This window comes from Halomonas heilongjiangensis, from assembly GCF_002879645.1.
GTDB classification, from domain to species: domain Bacteria; phylum Pseudomonadota; class Gammaproteobacteria; order Pseudomonadales; family Halomonadaceae; genus Halomonas; species Halomonas heilongjiangensis.
In genome coordinates this window covers 57,603-76,564 of the sequence record NZ_PNRE01000073.1, presented here as the reverse complement: position 1 = coordinate 76,564, position 18,962 = coordinate 57,603, and the positions used below count along the sequence as shown (strand labels likewise).

The window sequence follows — 18,962 nt, the reverse complement described above, 5'->3', positions numbered from 1 at the left end:
TTGTCGAAAGGCTTGTCGAAAGGTCGTCGTCGGGGATAGGGGGCGGGGCCTCAGGCGCTTGCCTTGCCGTCGCGTGGCGCTGGCTCGAAGCGAGGCTCGTGCATCCCCAGCGCCATGGCCCGGTGCGCCATGCCCATGATGTCCTGCCTCGCAAGGTCGTGCAGGGTGGTGAGCTCGTCAAGCACGTAGTAGAGCGGCTGCAGGATGTCGATGCGGTAGGGGGTACGCATCGCCTCCACCGGGTCGAAGGGCAGGTGCTCGGGCGTGTCGGAGAGCGCGTGCAGGGTCTCCCTGGGCGAGGAGATGATGCCGCCACCGTAGATGCGCCGCCCGGCCGGGGTATCCACCAGCCCGAACTCCACGGTCAGCCAGTAGAGGCGAGCCAGGTAGCCCCGCTCCCTGGGCGACGCCGCCAGGCCGAGTCGCCCGTAGGTGGCGGTGAACTCGGCGAAGGACGGGTCGGTGAGCATCGGGCAGTGGCCGAAGATCTCATGGAAGATGTCCGGCTCCTTGAGGTAGTCCATCTCCTCCGGAGTGCGGATGAAGGTGGCCACCGGGAAGCGGCGGTTGGCGAGCAGGTCGAAGAAGGTGTCGAAGGGAATCAGTGCCGGGACCTGGGCCGTTTGCCAGCCGGTGGCGGCCAGCAGGACTCGATCCACTTCGGCCAACTGGGGGATGCGCTCCTCGGGCAGGGCCAGCCGTTCCAGACCATCCAGGTACTGCTGGCAGACGCGGCCCTCGATGATCGCCAACTGGCGCTGCATCAGGGCCCGCCAGGTGGCGTTCTCGGTGTCGCTGTAGCCGATATGACCCTGTTCGTCGGGCAGGCGAGCGCGGTAGCCGGTCTTGCTGGCGAAGTCACTCAGCCTTGATGTCGAAGCCGTCATGTTCTCTCCGTGGCGTCGCTTGTGGTTGTCGTGGCCGTTCGGAAGCTGTCTCGAGTCTAGCCGCGGCGCAGGGGTGGCCGGGCGGCGTGGGGCGGGCCGGCATGGCGGCAGGTGATGCCCAGATGTAAGGAAATCGTGACGGTGGCGGCCGATCAGGGAGACGGGCACGGGAACCGCGGTATCACGGCGTTTGAGCCGGCACGAGTGTCACGTTATCTTTACAGAAGAGTCACGCCGGCGTGACGACTTTCATGACGACGAGAGGCACTCCCCGATGCGCCTGAGGTTTCATTGCCAGAACCGGATCGGCATCCTGCGCGACATCGTCGCCCCCTTCGCCGACTACGGGCTCAACGTGGCCCGCGGCGAGGTGGGAGGCGAGCACGGCAACGCCATCTACCTGCACGTGCCCAACCTGCTCAACGCCCAGCTGGCTACCCTGAAGCCCGAGCTCGAGGCGGTTCCCGGCGTCTTCGGCGTTCGCCGGGTCAACCTGATGCCCAGCGAACGCCGCCACCTGGAGCTCGATGCGCTGCTCTCGTCGCTCTCCGAGCCGGTGATGTCCATCGACATGGAGGGGCACGTGGTGGCGGCCAACCGCGCCGCCGGCCAGCTGCTCGGCGTGCGCATCGACGAGGTCCCCGGGCTCTCGCTCGACCGCTACCTGCCCGAGGTCGACCTGCCGGGACTGATCCGGCGCAACAACGCCCGGGTCAACGGCCTGCGCATCAAGCTGCGCGATACCACCTTCCTCGCCGATATCGCCCCGTTGCATCGCGAGCATCAGGACGACGTGGCCTCGTTGGCCGGTGCCGTGGTGACCCTGCATCGGGCCGACCGCATCGGCGAGCGCATCTACCACGTGCAGCGCCAGGAGCTGCGCGGCTTCGAGGCGATCTTCCAGGCCAGCCCCCGGCTTGCCGCGTTGATCCGCGAGGCCCGTCGCATGGCGCCGCTGGACGCGCCGCTGCTGATCCAGGGCGAGACCGGTACCGGCAAGGAACTGCTGGCGCGGGCCTGCCACCTGGCCAGCGACCGCGGTCAGGCGCCGTTCATGGCGCTCAACTGCGCCGGCCTGCCCGAGTCCATGGCCGAGACCGAGCTGTTCGGCTATGCCCCCGGCGCCTTCGAGGGGGCCCGGCCCGAGGGCAAGCTGGGCCTGCTGGAGTTGACCGCCGGTGGCACCATCTTCCTCGACGAAGTGGGCGAGATGAGCCCACGGCTGCAGGTCAAGTTGCTGCGCTTCCTGCAGGACGGCGGCTTCCGCCGGGTGGGCAGCGACGAGGAGACCTGGCTCGACGTGCGGGTGATCTGCGCCACCCAGCAGGATCTGCCACGGCTCTGCGCCGAGGGCCTCTTTCGCCAGGACCTCTACCACCGCCTCAACGTCCTCTCGCTGACCGTGCCGCCACTGCGCGAATGCCGCGACGGCATCGAGGCGCTCGCCGCCCACTTCATCGACCGCGCCGCCCGGCAGATCGGCTGCCGGCTGCCGTCGCTCGCGCCGGCGGCCCTGGCCCGTCTCGTCGCCTACCACTGGCCGGGCAACGTGCGTCAGCTCGAGAACGTGCTCTTCCAGGCGGTCTCGCTGTGTGACGGCGAGACCATCGAGGCCTCCCACCTGCGCCTGCCGGACGTGGGCAATGTGCCGGGGTTGGTCGGCATCGACCTGCAGGGCTCGCTGGCCGATATCCTCGGCGAGGTGGAGCGCCGGGTACTGGCGGCGCTCTACCCGCAGCATCCCTCCAGCCGTCAGCTCGGCAGGCGGCTCGGGGTCTCCCATACCACCATCGCCAACAAGCTCAAGCGTCATGGGCTCGGCGGCGAAGAGTCGTAAGGGACAGAACTGCTAGAGTAAAGGCACTCGGCAAGGAGAGCTTCGATGGCACACGGTGCGCCCCGGCGTCTCCCCCAGCATCGCCTGCCCCTCTGGCTGAAGCTGGCGTTCACCGCCTGGATTCTCGGCTGGGCGCCGACCTTCGCCGTGCTGCTGGGCACCCAGAACTATTTCTGGCTCTGCAACCTGGCCAATTTCCTGATCCTGGTGGGGCTGTGGCGGGAGCATCGCCTGCTGCTCTCCATGCAGTGGCTGGCGGTGGCCCTGGTGGGCAGCCTCTGGGCGGTGGACGTGGGCACCGCCTGGCTGACCGGGGTGCACCCCATCGGCGGCACCGAGTACATGTTCGACCCCGGGCAGCCGCCGCTGACCCGCATGATGTCGCTCTACCACCTGATCCTGCCGCCGGTGGCCGGCTTCGCGATCTGGCGGCTCGGCTACGATCGCCGGGCGCTGCTGTGGCAGACGGCGCTGACCTGGGTCGTGGTGCCGCTGACCTATGTCGCCACCGACCCCGAGCGCAATATCAACTGGGTGCACGGCCCCTTCGGCCAGCCCCAGGACAGCCTGGATCCGCTGGTCTATCTGGCTGGCCTGACGCTGCTCTGGCCGGTGGCGGTCTATCTGCCGGTGCATCTGCTGATGATCGGCCTGCAGCATTGGCGCGTCCGCCATCGCCATTGAGCCTGCGACGTTCGCCCCCGGCACGCACGAGTCGGTCTCGGGCCTTCTGCTAGCGTCAGCTTAAAATGCTCATTTACACTCACCTAAACTCCGCTTTTTCGCTGATTTTTGCCTCGTCTGGCCATCGCTCGCCGACTTTTCGGACAAAGCCTAGTATGTGAAAGGTGCAAAGCCACCAGGCAAGGGTAACGACATCCATGCGATACCCGGCAGGCAGATCCAGCAAGGCACGCCTTGACCCTCATGCCGGCTACGCCAGTTGCGGCGTTGGCGCGGTGGTCAACATGCGTGGCGAGGCGACGCATGGGCTGATCGAGGACGGTCTGCGCATGCTGTGCAACCTCGATCACCGCGGGGCGCGCGGCGCCGAGGAAAGCACCGGTGACGGTGCCGGCATGCTGTTGCAGGTGCCGCACCGCTTTTTCGCTACCGCCATCCCCGGCCTCCCCCGTGCCGGCCGCTATGGCGTCGGCCAACTCTTCCTGCCCCGGGACAAGGCGCAACGCTCCACAATCAAGCGGCTGATGACATCGGTCATCGATACGCTGGGCTATCGGCTGCTCGCCTGGCGTCACGTGCCTACCGATAACCGCGGCCTGGGGCGAACCGCGCTGGATTCCGAGCCCGTGGTCGAACAGTGCTTCGTGGCCCCCAGGGGGGCCATGTCGCCTGAGGCGTTCGATGTCGGCCTCTACGTGCTGCGCTGCGAAATCCAGAATCGAGTGCGCGAGCAGGAACTCGGCGGCGAGGGAGCCAACCTGTTCTACATCTGTAGCCTGGATCGACGGCGCCTCGTCTACAAGGGCCTGCTGACCTGCGCTCAACTGGCCAGCTACTACCCGGACCTGAGCGATTCTCGGGTGGAAAGCGCGCTGGTGCTGGTGCACTCGCGTTTCTCTACCAACACCTTGGGCGCCTGGGAGTTGGCGCATCCCTATCGCTCCCTGATCCACAATGGCGAGTTCAATACGCTACTCGGCAACGTCAATTGGATGCGGGCCAGGGAACCCCTGCTGGCAAGCGAGCGTTTCGGTGCCGATATCGAGCGGATTCGTCCGGTCCTGGCCGAAGACGACCAGAGCGATTCCGCCGACTTCGACCACGTCCTGGAACTGCTGCTGGCCGGTGGCCGTTCGCTGCCCCATGCGTTGCGCATGCTGATTCCCGAGGCCTGGGAGAAGGACCCGGCGATGGCCCCGGAACGCCGCGCCTTCTATGACTACCATGCTTCCCTCATGGAGCCGTGGGATGGGCCAGCGCTGGTCGTGGCCACGGACGGCGACGCGGTGGGGGCGGTCATCGATCGTAACGGCCTGCGTCCCTGTCGCTACTGCCTGACCCGCGACGACAAGCTGATCATGTCCAGCGAGAGCGGCACCCTGGACACCGACTTCGCCGAGATCGTGATGCAGGGACGGCTGCGTCCGGGCCAGCTCTTTTTCGCCGATACCCGCGAGGGGCGCATCGTGCCCGAGGCGGAGGTCTTCCAGCGCCTGACCGGCGCCGCTCCCTATGCCGACTGGCTCGCCCAGCACCGGCTCAAGCTCGTCGATCTGGTCGATGAGACGGCCGAGCCTGCCATCGATGCACTCGATCCGGCCACACTCGCTGCCCATCAATGCGCCTTCGGCTACACGCTCGAGGGCCTGCGCGTGCTGCTGGTGCCGATGGCCGAGTCCGGCAAGGACCCGCTGGGGGCAATGGGCAACGACACCCCGCTGGCGGCCCTGTCGGCGCAGCGCAAGCCGCTGTTCGCCTACTTCCATCAGCTCTTCGCTCAGGTCACCAACCCGCCCCTGGACTACCTGCGCGAGGCGCTGGTCACCTCGCTGAGCGGCTACCTCGGCTATCAGCGCAATCTGTTGGGCGAGACACCCGAGCACTGTCGCCAGTTGCTGATCGAGAGTCCGATCCTTACTGACCGGGAATTTGCGACCGTGGCCGGGCTCGATGGCGACGGGCTGCACGCGCGGACGATCGATACCACCTATCCCCCGGGGAGGGGGATGGCCTCGGTCATCGAACGCCTGCGTCGCGACGCCGAAGCCGCCGTCGATGCCGGTGCCACCCTCCTGGTCCTCGACGACCATCGGGTCGGGCCGCAGCGTGTGGCCGTGCCCGCGTTGCTGGTGGTCGGTGCCATCCACCATGGCCTGATCCGGGCCGGCAAGCGCAGCCGAGTGTCGCTGGTGTTGCGCAGTGGCGAGCCCTATGCGGTGCACCACTTCTGCACTCTGGTGAGTCATGGCGCCGATGCCGTTTACCCGTGGCTGGCCTATCGCAGCCTCGAGCATCTGCACGCCGAGGGCGCACTCACCGGCGTCGAGAGCAGCGCCGCGGCGCGCCATACCTATCGTCTCGCCATCGAGGACGGCCTGCTCAAGGTCATGGCCAAGATGGGCATTTCCATCCTGGAGAGTTACAAGGGCGCACAGATCTTCGAGTGTATCGGCCTGGATCAGGCGCTGGTCGAGGAGTGTTTTGCCGGCACCCCGGCGCACATCCCGGGCGTTGGGTTGGACACCATCGAGGACGAGATCGAACAGGCTCATGCCGTCGCCTACAGCGACCGTATCGCCGGCAACCTGCAACTGTTGCAGGGCGGCGACTTCTACTGGCGGCGCGATGGCGAATGGCATCAGTGGAATCCGCAGTCCATCGGCCATCTGCAACAGGCGGCGCGGCACAACGACGCCGAGAGTTACCGGCGTTTCGCCGAGCTCATCAATGAGCAGAGCCGGCGTCTACAGACGCTGCGTGGGCTGCTCGACTTCGATATCGAGCCGCAGCGCTCGATTCCGCTCGAGCGGGTCGAGCCGGTCGAGGCGATTCTCAAGCGCTTCGGTACCGGCTCGATGTCGTTCGGCGCCCTGTCCCGGGAGGCCCACGAAGTCATGGCGATCGCCATGAATCGCATCGGCGGCAAGGCCGGCAGCGGCGAAGGCGGGGAACAGGTCGAGCGCTTCGGTACCGAGGCCGAGAACTCGATGAAGCAGTGTGCGTCGGGGCGCTTCGGGGTCACCGCGCACTACCTGGCGAGTGCCCGCCAGATCGAGATCAAGATGGCCCAGGGTGCCAAGCCGGGCGAGGGCGGCGAGTTGCCCGGCGGCAAGGTCGATGCGGCGATCGCCGAGGTACGCTTCACGGTGCCCGGGGTCGGACTGATCTCGCCGCCGCCGCACCACGATATCTATTCGATCGAGGATCTGGCCCAGTTGATCCACGATCTCAAGTGCGCCAATCCCCAGGCCGAGATCCACGTCAAGCTGGTCTCCAAGGCCAATGTCGGCACCATCGCCGCCGGCGTCGCCAAGGCGCGCGCCGATGCGGTGCTGATCTCCGGTGACGCGGGCGGCACCGGGGCGGCCAAGAAGACGTCGATCAAGCATACCGGCACGCCCTGGGAATTGGGGCTGGCCGAGACCCATCGGGTGCTGATGGCCAACAACCTGCGCTCGCGCATCACCGTGCGGGTCGACGGTGGCATGAAGACCGGGCGCGATGTGGCGATGGCCGCGCTGCTGGGGGCCGAGGAGTTCGGCTTCGGTACCGCGCCGATGGTCGTGGTCGGTTGCCTGCTGCTGCGCAAGTGCCACTGCAATACCTGTTCGGTCGGCGTGGCGACCCAGGATCCACGACTGCGCGAGCGCTTCGATGGCGAGGCCGAGCACATCATCCACTATCTGCGCTTCGTCGCCGAGGAGTTGCGCGAGATCATGGCCGCGCTGGGCTTCGCGTCGGTCCGCGAGATGGTGGGGCGCGTCGACCGGCTACGCTCGCGGAAGGTGACGCACCCCCGGGGCATCACGCTGGATCCCGGCGAGTTGCTGGCCCGAGTGGAATCGACCGACGCCCCCTACAAGACACGCGAGCAGAACCACCAGCTCGACGACAAGCTCGATCAACGCCTGATCGCCCAGGCTCGGCCGGCGCTCGAGCATGGCGAGCCGGTGCGTATCGAGGACGCGATATGCAACCGGGATCGCAGCGTCGGCACCTTGCTGTCGTCGACACTGGTCAAGCGCCATGCGCCGACCATGCCGGCCGACGATACCCTGCGCATCTACCTGCAGGGAACGGCCGGCCAGAGCTTCGGTGCCTTCGTCGCCCGGGGCATCAGCCTGCACCTGACCGGCGACGCCAACGACTATCTCGGCAAGGGGTTGTCGGGCGGCCGGATCAGCGTGCGCACCCCGCCGGAGGCCGGTTACGCCGCGGCCGACAATGTCATCATCGGCAATGTCGCGCTGTTCGGTGCCACCAGCGGCGAGGCCTACATCAACGGCTTGGCCGGCGAGCGCTTCTGCGTGCGCAATTCCGGCGCCCTGGCCGTGGTCGAGGGCGTCGGCGATCACGGCTGCGAGTACATGACCGGGGGGGTGGCACTGATTCTGGGGTCGTTCGGCAAGAACTTCGCCGCCGGCATGAGTGGTGGCGAGGCCTACCTGCTCGACGAGCAGGGCGACCTGGCCGAGCGGGTCAATGCCGAGCGGGTGGGGCTGGAAACCGTGGAAGACGCGCGTGACATTGCCCTGGTGCAACGCCTGCTGGAAAATCACCATGCCTACACCGGCAGCCATCGCGCCCGGACACTGCTCGATGATTGGCCCGCCACCCTGGCGCGGCTAGTCAAGGTCGTGCCCGAGGCCTATGCCGAGGTGGTGGGGCGTGAGCTGGCCAAGGGGCGGGACATCCGCGTCGCACCGCCGACCGCGGCCCGGGAGGTGGCCTGATGGACGAGAACCATCCCGACGGGTTTCTCAGGCACCCGCGCGAGCCGATCGGCAAGCGCGACCCGCGCGAGCGTATCGGCGACCATCGCGAGATCTATGCGCCGAGCTGGCGGGAGGATCATCTGCGCCAGCAGGGCGAGCGCTGCATGGATTGCGGCGTGCCGACCTGCATGGGCGGCTGCCCGATCGGCAACCTGATCCCCGAGTGGAACGACCTGGTCTACCGTGGCCACTGGCGCGAGGCCCTGGCGCGACTGCATGCCACCAACAATTTCCCCGAGTTCACCGGTTATACCTGCCCGGCACCCTGCGAGCCGGCCTGCACGCTGGCCTACAACGCCGATGCCGTGGCTATCAAGAGCCTCGAGCGGGCGATCGTCGACAGGGGCTGGGAGAGGGGCTGGATCCGTCCCGAGCCGCCGTCGCGGCGAAGCGGCAAGCGGGTGGCGGTGGTCGGCAGCGGCCCGGCGGGGCTGGCGTGCGCCCAGCAGCTCAACCGTGCCGGGCATGCGGTCACGGTGTTCGAACGCGACGAGGCGCTCGGCGGGCTGATGACCCTGGGCATCCCCGACTTCAAGTTCGCCAAGCACCAGGTCGAGCGGCGCCTCGACCAGCTGCGCGAGGAGGGCATCGAGTTCCGCACCGGCGTCGAGATCGGCCCTGCCATGTCATTGGCCCGGTTGCGCGAGCGCTTCGATGCGGTGTGTCTGGCGATCGGCGCCCAGCAGCATCGCGAGGTGACGGTACCGGGACGCGAGCTGAGGGGAATCCATTTCGGCATGCCCTACCTGACCGCCGAGAATCGCCGCCAGGCGGGCCGCGACAGCCTGGCGATCGATGCCCGGGACAAGCGAGTGGTGGTGCTGGGCGGGGGCGACACCGGCGCCGATTGCGTGGCCACCGCCCACCGCCAGGGTGCGCTGGACGTGGCCCAGATCAGCGTGCGCGAGCAGCCGCCAATGACGCGCCCCGCCGACAATCCCTGGCCGTGGCAGCCGCGCACCTATGAACAGACCTATGCATTGGAAGAGGGCGGCCGGGCGCTGTTCGCGCTCAATGTCACCGCCTTCGTCGATGACGACGAGGACGGTGCCGTGGATGCCCTGGTCGTCGAACGCGTCAAATGGACCCTCGATAGCCAGGGACGGCGCGTGGACAAGACGGTGCTCGAGGAGGATATCCGCATCGCCGCCGACCTGGTGCTGATCGCGATCGGCTTCCAGGGGGCCCAGGCCCAGGCGTTCGTCGACCAGGGGCTGACGCTTGCCGACAACGGCGGACTTGCCACCGACGAGACCATGATGACCGATCTGGATGGGGTCTTCGCCAGCGGCGATGCTCGGCGAGGGGCGTCGCTGGTAGTCTGGGCGATCGGCGAGGGGCGCGACGTCGCACGCCATATCGACACCTACCTGATGGGGGCATCGCGGTTGCCGCCGAGCCTTCAGACCCTGACTCCGCCGACCGACGACTGACCTGCCAGCCAACCCTGCACCTCGGCGTAGGGGTAGCCCTCCAGGGCGGCGAAGCCGGGCAGCTGCCGTGCCTTGAGGCGGGTGAACAGCGGCGTGGTGATGCCGCACAGGAAGCGCGCCTGCAGGTCGGGGGTGGCGGGATGACCATCGCCCGCCGCCTCGAGGCGCTCGAGCAGACCCCCCAGCAGGGCTTCCGTGTTCTGGCTCTCCAGCGGCGGCAGCGGGGCGGCGGCGGGCAGCCGGGCCGGGTGCCCGCGACAGGCCGAGCAGTGGCCGCAGCGCTGGGGGGCGCGATCGTCGCCGAACCACTCGGCGAGCCGCCGGCTCAGGCAGGCGTCGCTCTCGAACAGCGCGAGCATGGCGTGCAGCCGGGCGATCTCGGCCTGCTCCTTCTCGCGGAAGTAGCCGTGCAGCTCGTCGCTGAGCGCCGCCGGGTCGAGGTCGGGGCGCAGCACCTCGTAGACCTCGGTGAGCTGGCGGCTCTGCAGCTCGAGCCAGCCCTTGTCGACGAAGTAGTCCAGGGCGGTGATCACGCGGCTCCGGCCGGTATCCAGGCCACGTTCCCGGCCGAACGCCTCCAGTGTCGCGAAGTCGAGTTCGTGCCAGGTACGGGCGCGCCTCGCGGCATCCAGGATCGCCTGGACGAAGTCACGCCGCTCGCCCTGGAAGCGCTCGACCAGCGCCTCGGGCTCGCACAGCAACTTGAAGCGGTAGTCGGCGAAATAGGCGTGACGGGGGACGATGATGCCGCGCAGCTCGAGCTGCACCAGCAGCGTCTTGAGCGGCAGCGGCCGGATATTGGCGTGCTGCGAGAGGCCGTTGAGCAGCAGCTCCCAGCGCGGACCGGCCGCCAGGAGTTCGTCGATCACCCGGCGGATGCCGTGGGGCTCGGGGGTATCGCCGTAGACGAAGGTCTCCAGCACGCCCAGGGTGTCGCGGCCGGCCAGCATCAGGCACTCCGAGGGCAGGCCGTCGCGGCCGGCGCGGCCGATCTCCTGGCTGTAGTTCTCGATCGACTTGGGCAGGTCGAAGTGCACCACCTGGCGGATGTCGGCCTTGTCGATGCCCATGCCGAAGGCGATGGTGGCGACGATGCAGTTCACCTGGCCGGCCATGAAGGCCTGCTGGATGCCCTCGCGGCGCTCGCCGTCGAGCCCGGCGTGGTAGGCGGTGGCGGCGATGCCGGCCTTGCCCAGGTAGGCGGCCAGCCGCTCGGCGGTCTGCTGCAGGGTCACGTAGACGATGGTGGGGGCGGGGCGGTCGGCCAGCCGGGGGCGCAGCCAGTCGACCAGCGCGCTGGCGCGGCGGGAAGCCTCGATCGGTGCTACCTGGAGGTCGAGGTTGCCGCGGTAGAAGCCGGTGGCGGTCACGTCGCTCTCGGTGATGTCGAAGCGCGCACGCATGTCGTCGATCACCCGCGGGGTGGCCGTGGCGGTGAGCAGCAACACCTGGGGAATGCCGAACTCGCGCTGGTGGTCGGGAAGCTTGAGGTAGTCGGGGCGGAAGTTGTGGCCCCATTCGGAGATGCAGTGGGCCTCGTCGACCACCATCAGCGAGATCGGCACCCGGCGGATGAAGGCGCGGAAGCGCTCGTTCTTGAGCCGCTCCACCGAGATCATCAGGATGCGGATCTCGCCGTGGGCGACGCCCTCCATTACCGCCGCCGCCTCCTCGCGGCTCTGGCCGGAGTCGATGCTGGCGGCGCGGATGCCGTGACGCTCGAGGAAGGCGAGCTGGTCCTGCATCAGCGCCAGCAGCGGCGAGATCACCAGCGTCAGGTGGGGCAGGTGCAGGGCGGGCAGCTGGTAGCAGAGCGACTTGCCCGAGCCGGTGGGGAAGATCGCCGCCGCCGAACGGCCGGCCACCACCGCCTCGATCACCGGCCGCTGGCCGGGGCGGAAATCATCGTAGCCGAAGACCTGCTGTAATGTCCGGTCGATCCCGTTCATGCTGACGCTCCCTGTCGTGTCGTCCCGTCCGTCACAGGGTACACCCTCGCGGGCCCCATGACCCGATGCGCCAGCCTTGGCATAATGCCCCTTTTGTCCTCAGGGAAGACCCATGACCGCCTGGAGCAAACTGCTGGTCGCCACCACGCGGCTGATCGACCTGCACGACAGCGGCCACGAGCCGGGCTCGCCCTTCGTGCAGGTCAACCAGGAGCAGCGCCGCGGTCTGCGCGACGGTTACTGGCTCGATCTCGGCTGCCTGTTGCTCGACTACCTGCTCGACCTGGACTTCGCCACCAACAGCGCCTTCGTCTCCCAGGCGCGCTGCCTGAACCAGCTGCGCGAGACCTATCCGGGGCTGCCCCATGACGATCTGGTCTTCGTCATCAACCTGCTCTCGACGCCCAGCGAGCTTCACTTTCGTCAAGCGTCCCCGCCCCCGGACGCCCGCCAAGCGTCCCCGCCCCCGGACGCCCGCGAGGCGCTTGCACCGAGCGGGAGCGGGGAGGAGGAGCCGCGCTCCCGTCGCAGCACCAAGCGTACCGCGCTGATCGAGAAGCAGGGCCAGACCGGCCAGGTGCGGCTGACCCCCAGCGGCCGCCAGGCGGTGACCCTGGCGAGCCAGGTCGAGGACCTGCTCTATTCCGAGTACGACGCCGCCAAGGTGCTGGCGGCCCTGGCCCGCGGCGACTTCGCCCGCATTCCCGACATCACCAACCAGATCCTGCTGGCGATCCGCGCCCTGACCCAGGAACTGCGCCGGGTGCGCGAGAACCCCACCCGCGAGGGCAAGCTCACCGCGCTGCTCGACAACGAGCGCCACTACCACAACGCGCTCTCCAGCATCCAGCAGACGCTGCTCGACGCCCGGGCCCAGTTGGCGACCCCGCGGCTGATGGAGCGCTTCGACACCTGGCGGGAGGCGCAGCCTGACGACTGGGATCTGCGCGTGCTCTCGGGAGCCATCGGCCGCGTGCTCACCGCCATCGAGAACCTGTCGCGGCGGCTCTCGGAGCTGCTCGCCGACATCGCCGAGGGGCGCATCCAGGCCATGGGGGTAGTCGACTTCCAGGACCTGGCCCGGCGCCTGCTGGCCTCGCCTCCGGCGCCACGCCTGCAGGCCGTGCTGGTGGCTCGGATGATGCCGCTGCGCGCCCAGGCCTGCTTCCCGCGGGTCGCTCCGCTCGTGCCCCTGCTGGAGAGTCGTCGCGCCGAGACCAGCCACGCCGCGCTGGTGTTCGACGAGCAGCACGACGCCAAGCCGGAAGACCCGCTGCTCGCGCGCTTCCTCGAGGCCCGCGGCCCGGCGTTGCGCACGCGCATTCGCGAGGCGCCGCTGTCACTGCCCGAGGCCCTGGAAGAGGGCTGGCACCGCTTCGAGGAGGGCGACTGCCTGGCCCAATTGCTCAACACCTTCGTCGACACCGAGCTGCTCGCCCCGGGGCTGACGGTGGGCATCGACGCCACACCGTTCGAGCTTGAGCTCGACGACGGCCGCCGCATCGAAGGGGCCGTGACTCCGGCCATCGGCTTCTTTTTACAGGCGCAGCTCTCTATGGCGCCCGAAGCCGCGCCTGGCGTGCCGCTCTCCAAGGCGCCCGAGGCCGCGGCCGATGACCAACGCAACGCAACCCGTCGAATCGATCAGGACGAGCCCGTATGAACATGACCGAGATGGGCGAGGTGGTCGCCTACCTGCTGCGCTACCGCAGCGCCGAGCGTGCCCCCGGCGGCGGGCGCAAGCGCCGCGCCGCCCGCGAAGGCCAGCTCTCCGAGCGCGACGTCTGCGCGCTGATCGACGACGCCAGCGACCTCGAGCGCGAGGCGCTGCGCGACTTCCTCGCCGGTCAGGGGCTGCGCCTCAAGGCCTTCGAATCCGGCGACTATCCCGGCATCGCCCCGGGGTCGCGCTACTATGCCCTGCTGCCAGACCCGGAACTGGAACAGCCGCCGCTCTACACCCGCGAGCCGGTGTTCGAGGCGCTCAAGCTGCGCCAGGAGAGCCGCGCCGAGCTGGCCCAGTGGTACCTGCAGCTGTGGCTACTGATGCACACGCTGCTCTACACCCGCTACAACCGTGCGCTCTCCGATGTCAGCCGCTACCAGGAGGCCACCTTCGCCGGGGCGGAACTGGTCGAGCTGATGCGCGACCAGCTCGAGTCGCTGCGCACCCTGGGCGAGGAGGCGCCCGAGACCAGCCGGGGACTGCTCGAGGAGCGCGGCGAGGACATCAGCCGCCGGGTGCGCGCCTTCATCGAGCTGCAGGTGCGCGCCGGGCTGCTGGAGAGCCTGCGTGACGCCGAGGTCGGCGCGAACGCCGAGGAGAGCGGCGGCGAGGTGTGGCAGCAGACCCTGCTCGGGGCGCTGGAGAGCGAGCAGATCGGCATCCACCAGCTCGGCCACCTGCAGGCCCTGGCCCAGGGCCGCGTGTCGAGCAGCCACGAGGACGAGGCGCTCGACGCGCCCATCGACGAGCACGAGGAGACCCGGGCATGAGCGTGATCCACCGCATCGAGATCGCCAACCTGCTCAACAAGCACGGCGACGTGGCCTCGCCCTGGGACGCCAAGATGCGCCACCTGCTGCTCGACCTGCGCGGCCAGTCGAGCGCCATCAGCATGGAGAACGGTTTCGGCAAGACCACGCTCGCCGAGGCGCTGATCGGCCTGCTGTCGCGGGACCGCACCCTGCTCTCGCGCACCCGGCGCAAGTGTTCGCCCTCGGCGGTGGGCGGGGCGGCGCGCAGCTGGAGTCACCTGCGGGTGGAGTTCCGCTCGCGCAGCGGGCTCGAGCGCCAGGACGACATGCTCGCCGTCGCCGGCGAGGAGGTCGCCGGCGAGACCTTCGTGTTCGGCTTCTACGGCTACAGCGACGGCAGCGGGCTGTCGTTCTATCACTACGCCGGGCGTCTCGAGGACGTGCCGGTGCACCACCTCACCCTCGACGGCAAGCTGGCGCTCTACGCCAACCGCGACGTCAAGACCGTCATGGCCGAGCGCGGCGTGCGCCTGACCCACAACCGTGAGGAGTGGCTGGAGGCGGTGGGCGCCCACGTGTCGCGCCGCGAGCTGGCCCAGCTCGCCGCCTTCCAGAAGGAGGGCGGCGCCGACAAGAGCCAGATCTTCAACGCCATCAAGCCCCGTGCCGGCGAGAAGGCCGACCAGGCGTTCTTCTTCGAGGTGCTGGCCCCCGAGATCCTTTCCGGCGCCACCCGCGGCGAGACCGACGAGAGCGAGGAGCTGATCGAGGAGGTGATCCTCAATTCCGGCACCAACATCACCGAGCTGCGTCATCGCCTGGAGGAGGCCGAGAGCGACCAGCGCCGCGCCAGCGACAAGGTGGGGCGGCTGGCCGAGCTGCGCGAGCAGGGCGAGACGCTCCGCGACGCCCGCACCCGCCTGGAGGAGCTCGACCAGGGCCTGGCGGCCAGCGAGGCCCTGTTGGGCGGCCAGGCGCTGCTGGGGCTGCCGGGGCTGCCTCGCGCAGCGCAAGATCAAGCGGCCGAGGAGCGCACTGCCGCCCCCATCGAGGGCTTCGCCTGGATCGCCGGCGATACCGCGCGGCCGCGGGTCTCCACCTGGTTGCTGGCGCGTCTCAGCGGCATGTCCGAACGGGCCGTGCGCCAGGCACTTTCCGAGCGCGGCGCCCGGGTCGACGTGCATCGGCGCCTGATCCACCTGGCCGAGGCGGAGTGGCCTTCGAGCCGCGACGTGGGGCACCTGAGCTTCCAGGCGGCCCGCGACTGGCTGGGCGAAAGCCGCGCCTTCAGCGACGACGCGACTCGCTACCGGGCCCTTGCCGCCCTGGACGAGGGCGCCGACGCCTTCGAGGCGGCCGACGGCAACCGCTTCCGCGAGGAGGTGATCGGCGATGGCGTCTATCTCGAGGAGCTGACCCGTGAACTCGCCGACCTGGATGAGCGCCGCGATGGCCTGGAACAGCAGCGCGACCGGCTCGAATCCCAGCAGCGCGACTTCGTCGACAACCAGAGCTTCTATACCCAGGCGCTCGCCGAGGGGTTGTTCAGCGAAGCCGAGCTGGAGACCCCCGAGGCCAGCGCCGAGGCGGCCAGGACCGAGGCGGCAAGTGATCGTGCTGCGCTCAACGCGCACCTGGGGCGCATCGGCGAACTCAAGCAGGTCGCCGCCTGGCATGACGCCTTTCGCCGCGAGTGCCCCGATACCGCACCGGCCGAGCGGCTCGAGGAGAAGCTCGAGCGCGAGGCCGAGCTGGCCGAATCGCTCGACGCGCTGACGCATCGCCGCGACGAGGTCGCTACCGCCTGCGAGGCCGCCCGCACCGAGCGCGAGCGGCTCAACGGCGAGCGCGAGCGCCTGACCGGTGAGCAGGGACTGCTGGCCCGCGGGCAGGCGCCCTGGCGCGCCTTCGTCGAAGGCTGGCCGGGCGAGGAGGTCAGCGGCTTCTGGTCGCGGCGCAGGACGGCGCTCGCCGAGCTGGAAACCAGCTGCCGCGAGGCCGAGCAGCGCCGCCAGGAGGCCGAGCGCACCCTGGCGCGGCTGGCGCCGCTGGCCGAGGCCGCCCACCGCTATGGCGAGCTGCACGGCGACGACGAGCCGGTGCACCTGCGTGCACGACTGCGCGAGCGAGAGCGCGAACTGAGCAACGAACGCCAGCGGCTGACGGAAGATGAGAGCCGCCTGCGCACGCTGCACCGGGCGCGACTCGACTTCGCCGAGCGCAGCGAGCTCGCCCCCGAGAAATGGCTGGCCGATGCCCGGCGCCGCTATCCGCGGCTGCTGCGCGAGGCCGAGACGCTGGAAGCCGACATCGCCGCCCGCGAACGCTACCTGGCGAGCCTCTCCGGCGATCCCCTGGAGCGGCGCGTGGTGGAGGCCGAGGCGCATCGTCACCTGGACGACGCCGGCATTGCCTGGCAGCCGTTGCATGCCGTGCTCAACGGTGATGACGTTGCCCTGGAGCAGCGCCGGGAGTGGCTGGTGCAGGCCGCCGGCGTGCTGTTCGCCCCGGTGGTGGCGGGGCGTGCGGCGGCCGAGTCCGCCGCCGCCGCGCTGATCGAGGCGGGCCTGGCGGTTCCGGTGTTCGAGGCCGAAGCCTTCGCCGGGCTGCTGGCCCGAGGCGAGCCACCGCTGGGCGCCGTGCAGGGCATCGAGACCCTGGCGGTGAAGGCCGCGCTGGATCCCAGCTTCCTGGAGGCGCTGCGCGAGAGTACCGAGAAGCGGCAGGCGGCCGACCTCGAGCGGCGCAAGGCGCTGGCGGCGGAGTGTGCGCGGCTCGATCCCCATGGGGAGTCGTTCGCCCTGGCGCTGCGTGCCCGCGAGGCCGATGAGGTGCAGGTCGAGGTGGCGCTGGAGGCGCTGGCCGAACAGCAGGCGGCGCTGGCCGAGCGCGAGGCCGCACTGGATCCGCGGCTCACCGACACCGCGCTCGCCTGTATCGACGACTACCAGCGCTACCTGCAGGAGGGCGGCGAGTTCGCCCAGCAGGAGGCCGCCGAGGCGCGCCTCGAGGCCGAGACGGCGCTTGCCGAACTTACGCCTGCGCGCCAGCGGGCGGCCCGCGAGCTGGAGGCCCATGGCGCCACCTGGCTGGCCGCCGAGCAGTTCAGCGATGCCGGCGGCGTCGAGCGGCTGCAGGCGCTGGAGGCGCGCCTCGCCGACCTCGAGCGCCACCTGGCCGAGGCCACTGCCAGGCTCGCCAGCGCCGAGGAGGAGAAGGAGGCGCTGGCGCGTAACGTGGCCGAAACCGAGGCCCAGTTGCGTGGTATCTTCGCCGACGGCGAGCGCGATCGCCTGCGCGCCCTGGCGGGCTTCGAGGCCGACGGCGGCGTCGAGTTCATGGCCAGTGCCGCCGAGGTGCAGGCCGAGCTGGAAGCGGCGCAGGCCCGCGCAACGAAGCGTGCCGACTTCGATTTCACCCGCATCCGCGCCTACCTGGAGGTGCGCGACGCCGGCGGCGGCAGCCAGAAGCTCGAGCGCGAGATCGCCCGGGTCAAGCGCGAACTCGGCGAACTGCGCGACAAGCGCAAGGCGCGCTCGGCGGAGCGCGATGCGCTGGACGCGCGCCTGGCCGAGCAGCGCAGTGCCCTGACCTGCAGCGACCAGCTGGCGGTGGAGTGGCTGCGGGTGCTGCGCGAGCTTCCCGAGGGCTGGCCGCGCCGTCTGGCGGTACTGGTCGATCTCGATGAGGCCAGCCGCTGGCCCAGCGACGATGCCGAGCACCAAGCGCGCAACGACGCGCTCGATGCCTGGCGGGCCATGGCCGGCGAGCAGAGCGAGCTCGATATCGAGGCACTGGAAATGTGCCAGCAGACCCTGGTCGACGCCCTGGGCGAACTCAACCTGGGCGAGCGGGCGCGCAACCGCGAACGCCAGGCCCGGCAGGTGGAGGCGGGTGAGCGCAAGCTGGCCGAGGCATTGGCCGAGGCGGCCCACAGTCGGCTGTTCAGCGACACCGAGCGCGCCCGCCTGGGTGGCCTGAGTCATTCCGGCTCGACCCAGGCCAGCGCCGAGGCGCTGGACGATCTCTCCTTGCTGTATGACCAGCTCGCCGGTCAGCTCGATGACCATCGCATGCGGGTCGAGCGGCTGCACGCTTCCCGTGAGCAGATCGAGGGCACCCTGGTGGAGCGGCTCGGCTCGATCATCTCGGACGCCGCCGGCAACCTCGACATCCTCAAGCGCGTGGCCAAGAGCAGCGGCGAGGGTGGCGCCTTCTTCGAGGTCAAGGCCTCGCTGATCGGCCCCGACCAGCTGCGCGAGCTGATCGTCACCCTGCTCGCCGACATCGACGAGCACCAGGCCGCCATGCGCCGCCGCGCCGAGCGCGACGGTGGCTTGGTCGACGGCGAGGCGCGCCGGCGCGACGACGACCTGCTGCGCCAGATTCGCCGGCGCATTTACCGCGGGCTGTTCCACGACGTGGCGATCCGCCTCAAGCACGACGCCATCCGTCCCCACGGGCGGCTGTTCTCGCTCAACGAGGAGATGTCGGAAGGCCAGCGCGAGGCGGTCTCGCTGATGTGGCTGGTCAAGCTCTCGGAGTTCGCCATCGAGCGGGAGCTGCGCGAACTGCCGGGGCATCACAAGCGTCGTGCCAGGGCCAGTCGAGAGAGCGTGATTCTGCTCGACGGCCTGTTCTCCAAGCTTTCCCACCGGCGGCTGATCCAGGACTCGCTGGAGTCGCTGCGCAACACCCGCGGGCGCTTCCAGATGATCGGCCTGATCCACAACCCCAACTACGAGAACGACCCCGAGATCTTCCCCACCTACCTGGTGGGCAGCGTGATCGGCGGCGTGCAGGGGCAGGGCGGCCACGTGATGGTGCGCGACGGCCGCATCACCGCCCCGGAGACGCTGGGCCGCAGCCAGGGCGAGGCCAGCCTGTTCGGTATCCACGTCAGCGAGCCGGTGACGTAG

9 protein-coding genes are annotated in these 18,962 nt (G+C 69.4%); 7 read left to right on the top strand and 2 right to left on the bottom strand.

What is annotated here, in order from left to right:
* Positions 1-50: 50 nt before the first annotated feature.
* Positions 51-887, bottom strand: a complete 837-nt coding sequence (phhA, locus tag C1H66_RS16375; RefSeq protein WP_102628945.1) for a phenylalanine 4-monooxygenase — start codon at positions 885-887, stop codon at positions 51-53.
* A 274-nt stretch (positions 888-1,161) separates the two neighbouring features.
* Between phhA and C1H66_RS16370 the strand changes: the two genes are divergently transcribed.
* The 4 genes from C1H66_RS16370 to C1H66_RS16355 all read left to right on the top strand — a co-directional run bounded on the left by C1H66_RS16370 (position 1,162) and on the right by C1H66_RS16355 (position 9,616).
* The gene (locus tag C1H66_RS16370; protein WP_102628944.1) at positions 1,162-2,724 is read left to right on the top strand and encodes a sigma-54-dependent transcriptional regulator; all 1,563 of its coding nucleotides are present in this window, start codon (positions 1,162-1,164) and stop codon (positions 2,722-2,724) included.
* A gap of 45 nt (positions 2,725-2,769) precedes the next feature.
* A complete protein-coding gene (locus C1H66_RS16365) occupies positions 2,770-3,408 on the top strand; it encodes a hypothetical protein (RefSeq protein WP_102628943.1) in 639 nt (212 codons plus the stop codon).
* Positions 3,409-3,605: 197 nt separating this feature from the next.
* Entirely contained in the window at positions 3,606-8,141 is a 4,536-nt protein-coding gene (gene gltB / locus C1H66_RS16360) for a glutamate synthase large subunit (protein ID WP_102628942.1), read from the top strand.
* On the top strand, positions 8,141-9,616 hold the full coding sequence (locus C1H66_RS16355) for a glutamate synthase subunit beta (RefSeq protein WP_102628941.1): 1,476 nt from the start codon (positions 8,141-8,143) through the stop codon (positions 9,614-9,616). The genes gltB and C1H66_RS16355 overlap by 1 nt, the downstream gene beginning before the upstream one ends.
* Here the strand turns inward: C1H66_RS16355 and C1H66_RS16350 are convergent.
* Complete coding sequence (locus C1H66_RS16350) at positions 9,586-11,565, bottom strand: RecQ family ATP-dependent DNA helicase (RefSeq protein ID WP_205738684.1); 1,980 nt, start codon at positions 11,563-11,565, stop codon at positions 9,586-9,588. The genes C1H66_RS16355 and C1H66_RS16350 overlap by 31 nt on opposite strands.
* A gap of 112 nt (positions 11,566-11,677) precedes the next feature.
* Here C1H66_RS16350 and C1H66_RS16345 point away from each other — a divergent pair, with 112 nt between their 5' ends.
* Genes C1H66_RS16345 through C1H66_RS16335 form a run of 3 tightly spaced genes read left to right on the top strand, consistent with a single transcriptional unit; the run spans position 11,678 to position 18,962 of the window.
* Positions 11,678-13,228 (top strand): hypothetical protein, encoded by a 1,551-nt coding sequence (locus tag C1H66_RS16345; RefSeq protein WP_240618365.1) that lies wholly within the window; start codon positions 11,678-11,680, stop codon positions 13,226-13,228.
* Positions 13,225-14,061 carry a hypothetical protein gene (locus tag C1H66_RS16340; RefSeq protein WP_102628940.1) on the top strand — a complete coding sequence of 279 codons (837 nt, stop codon included), beginning with the start codon at positions 13,225-13,227 and terminating at the stop codon, positions 14,059-14,061. Before C1H66_RS16345 ends, C1H66_RS16340 begins: the two co-directional genes overlap by 4 nt.
* A complete protein-coding gene (locus tag C1H66_RS16335) occupies positions 14,058-18,962 on the top strand; it encodes a hypothetical protein (protein ID WP_102628939.1) in 4,905 nt (1,634 codons plus the stop codon). Before C1H66_RS16340 ends, C1H66_RS16335 begins: the two co-directional genes overlap by 4 nt.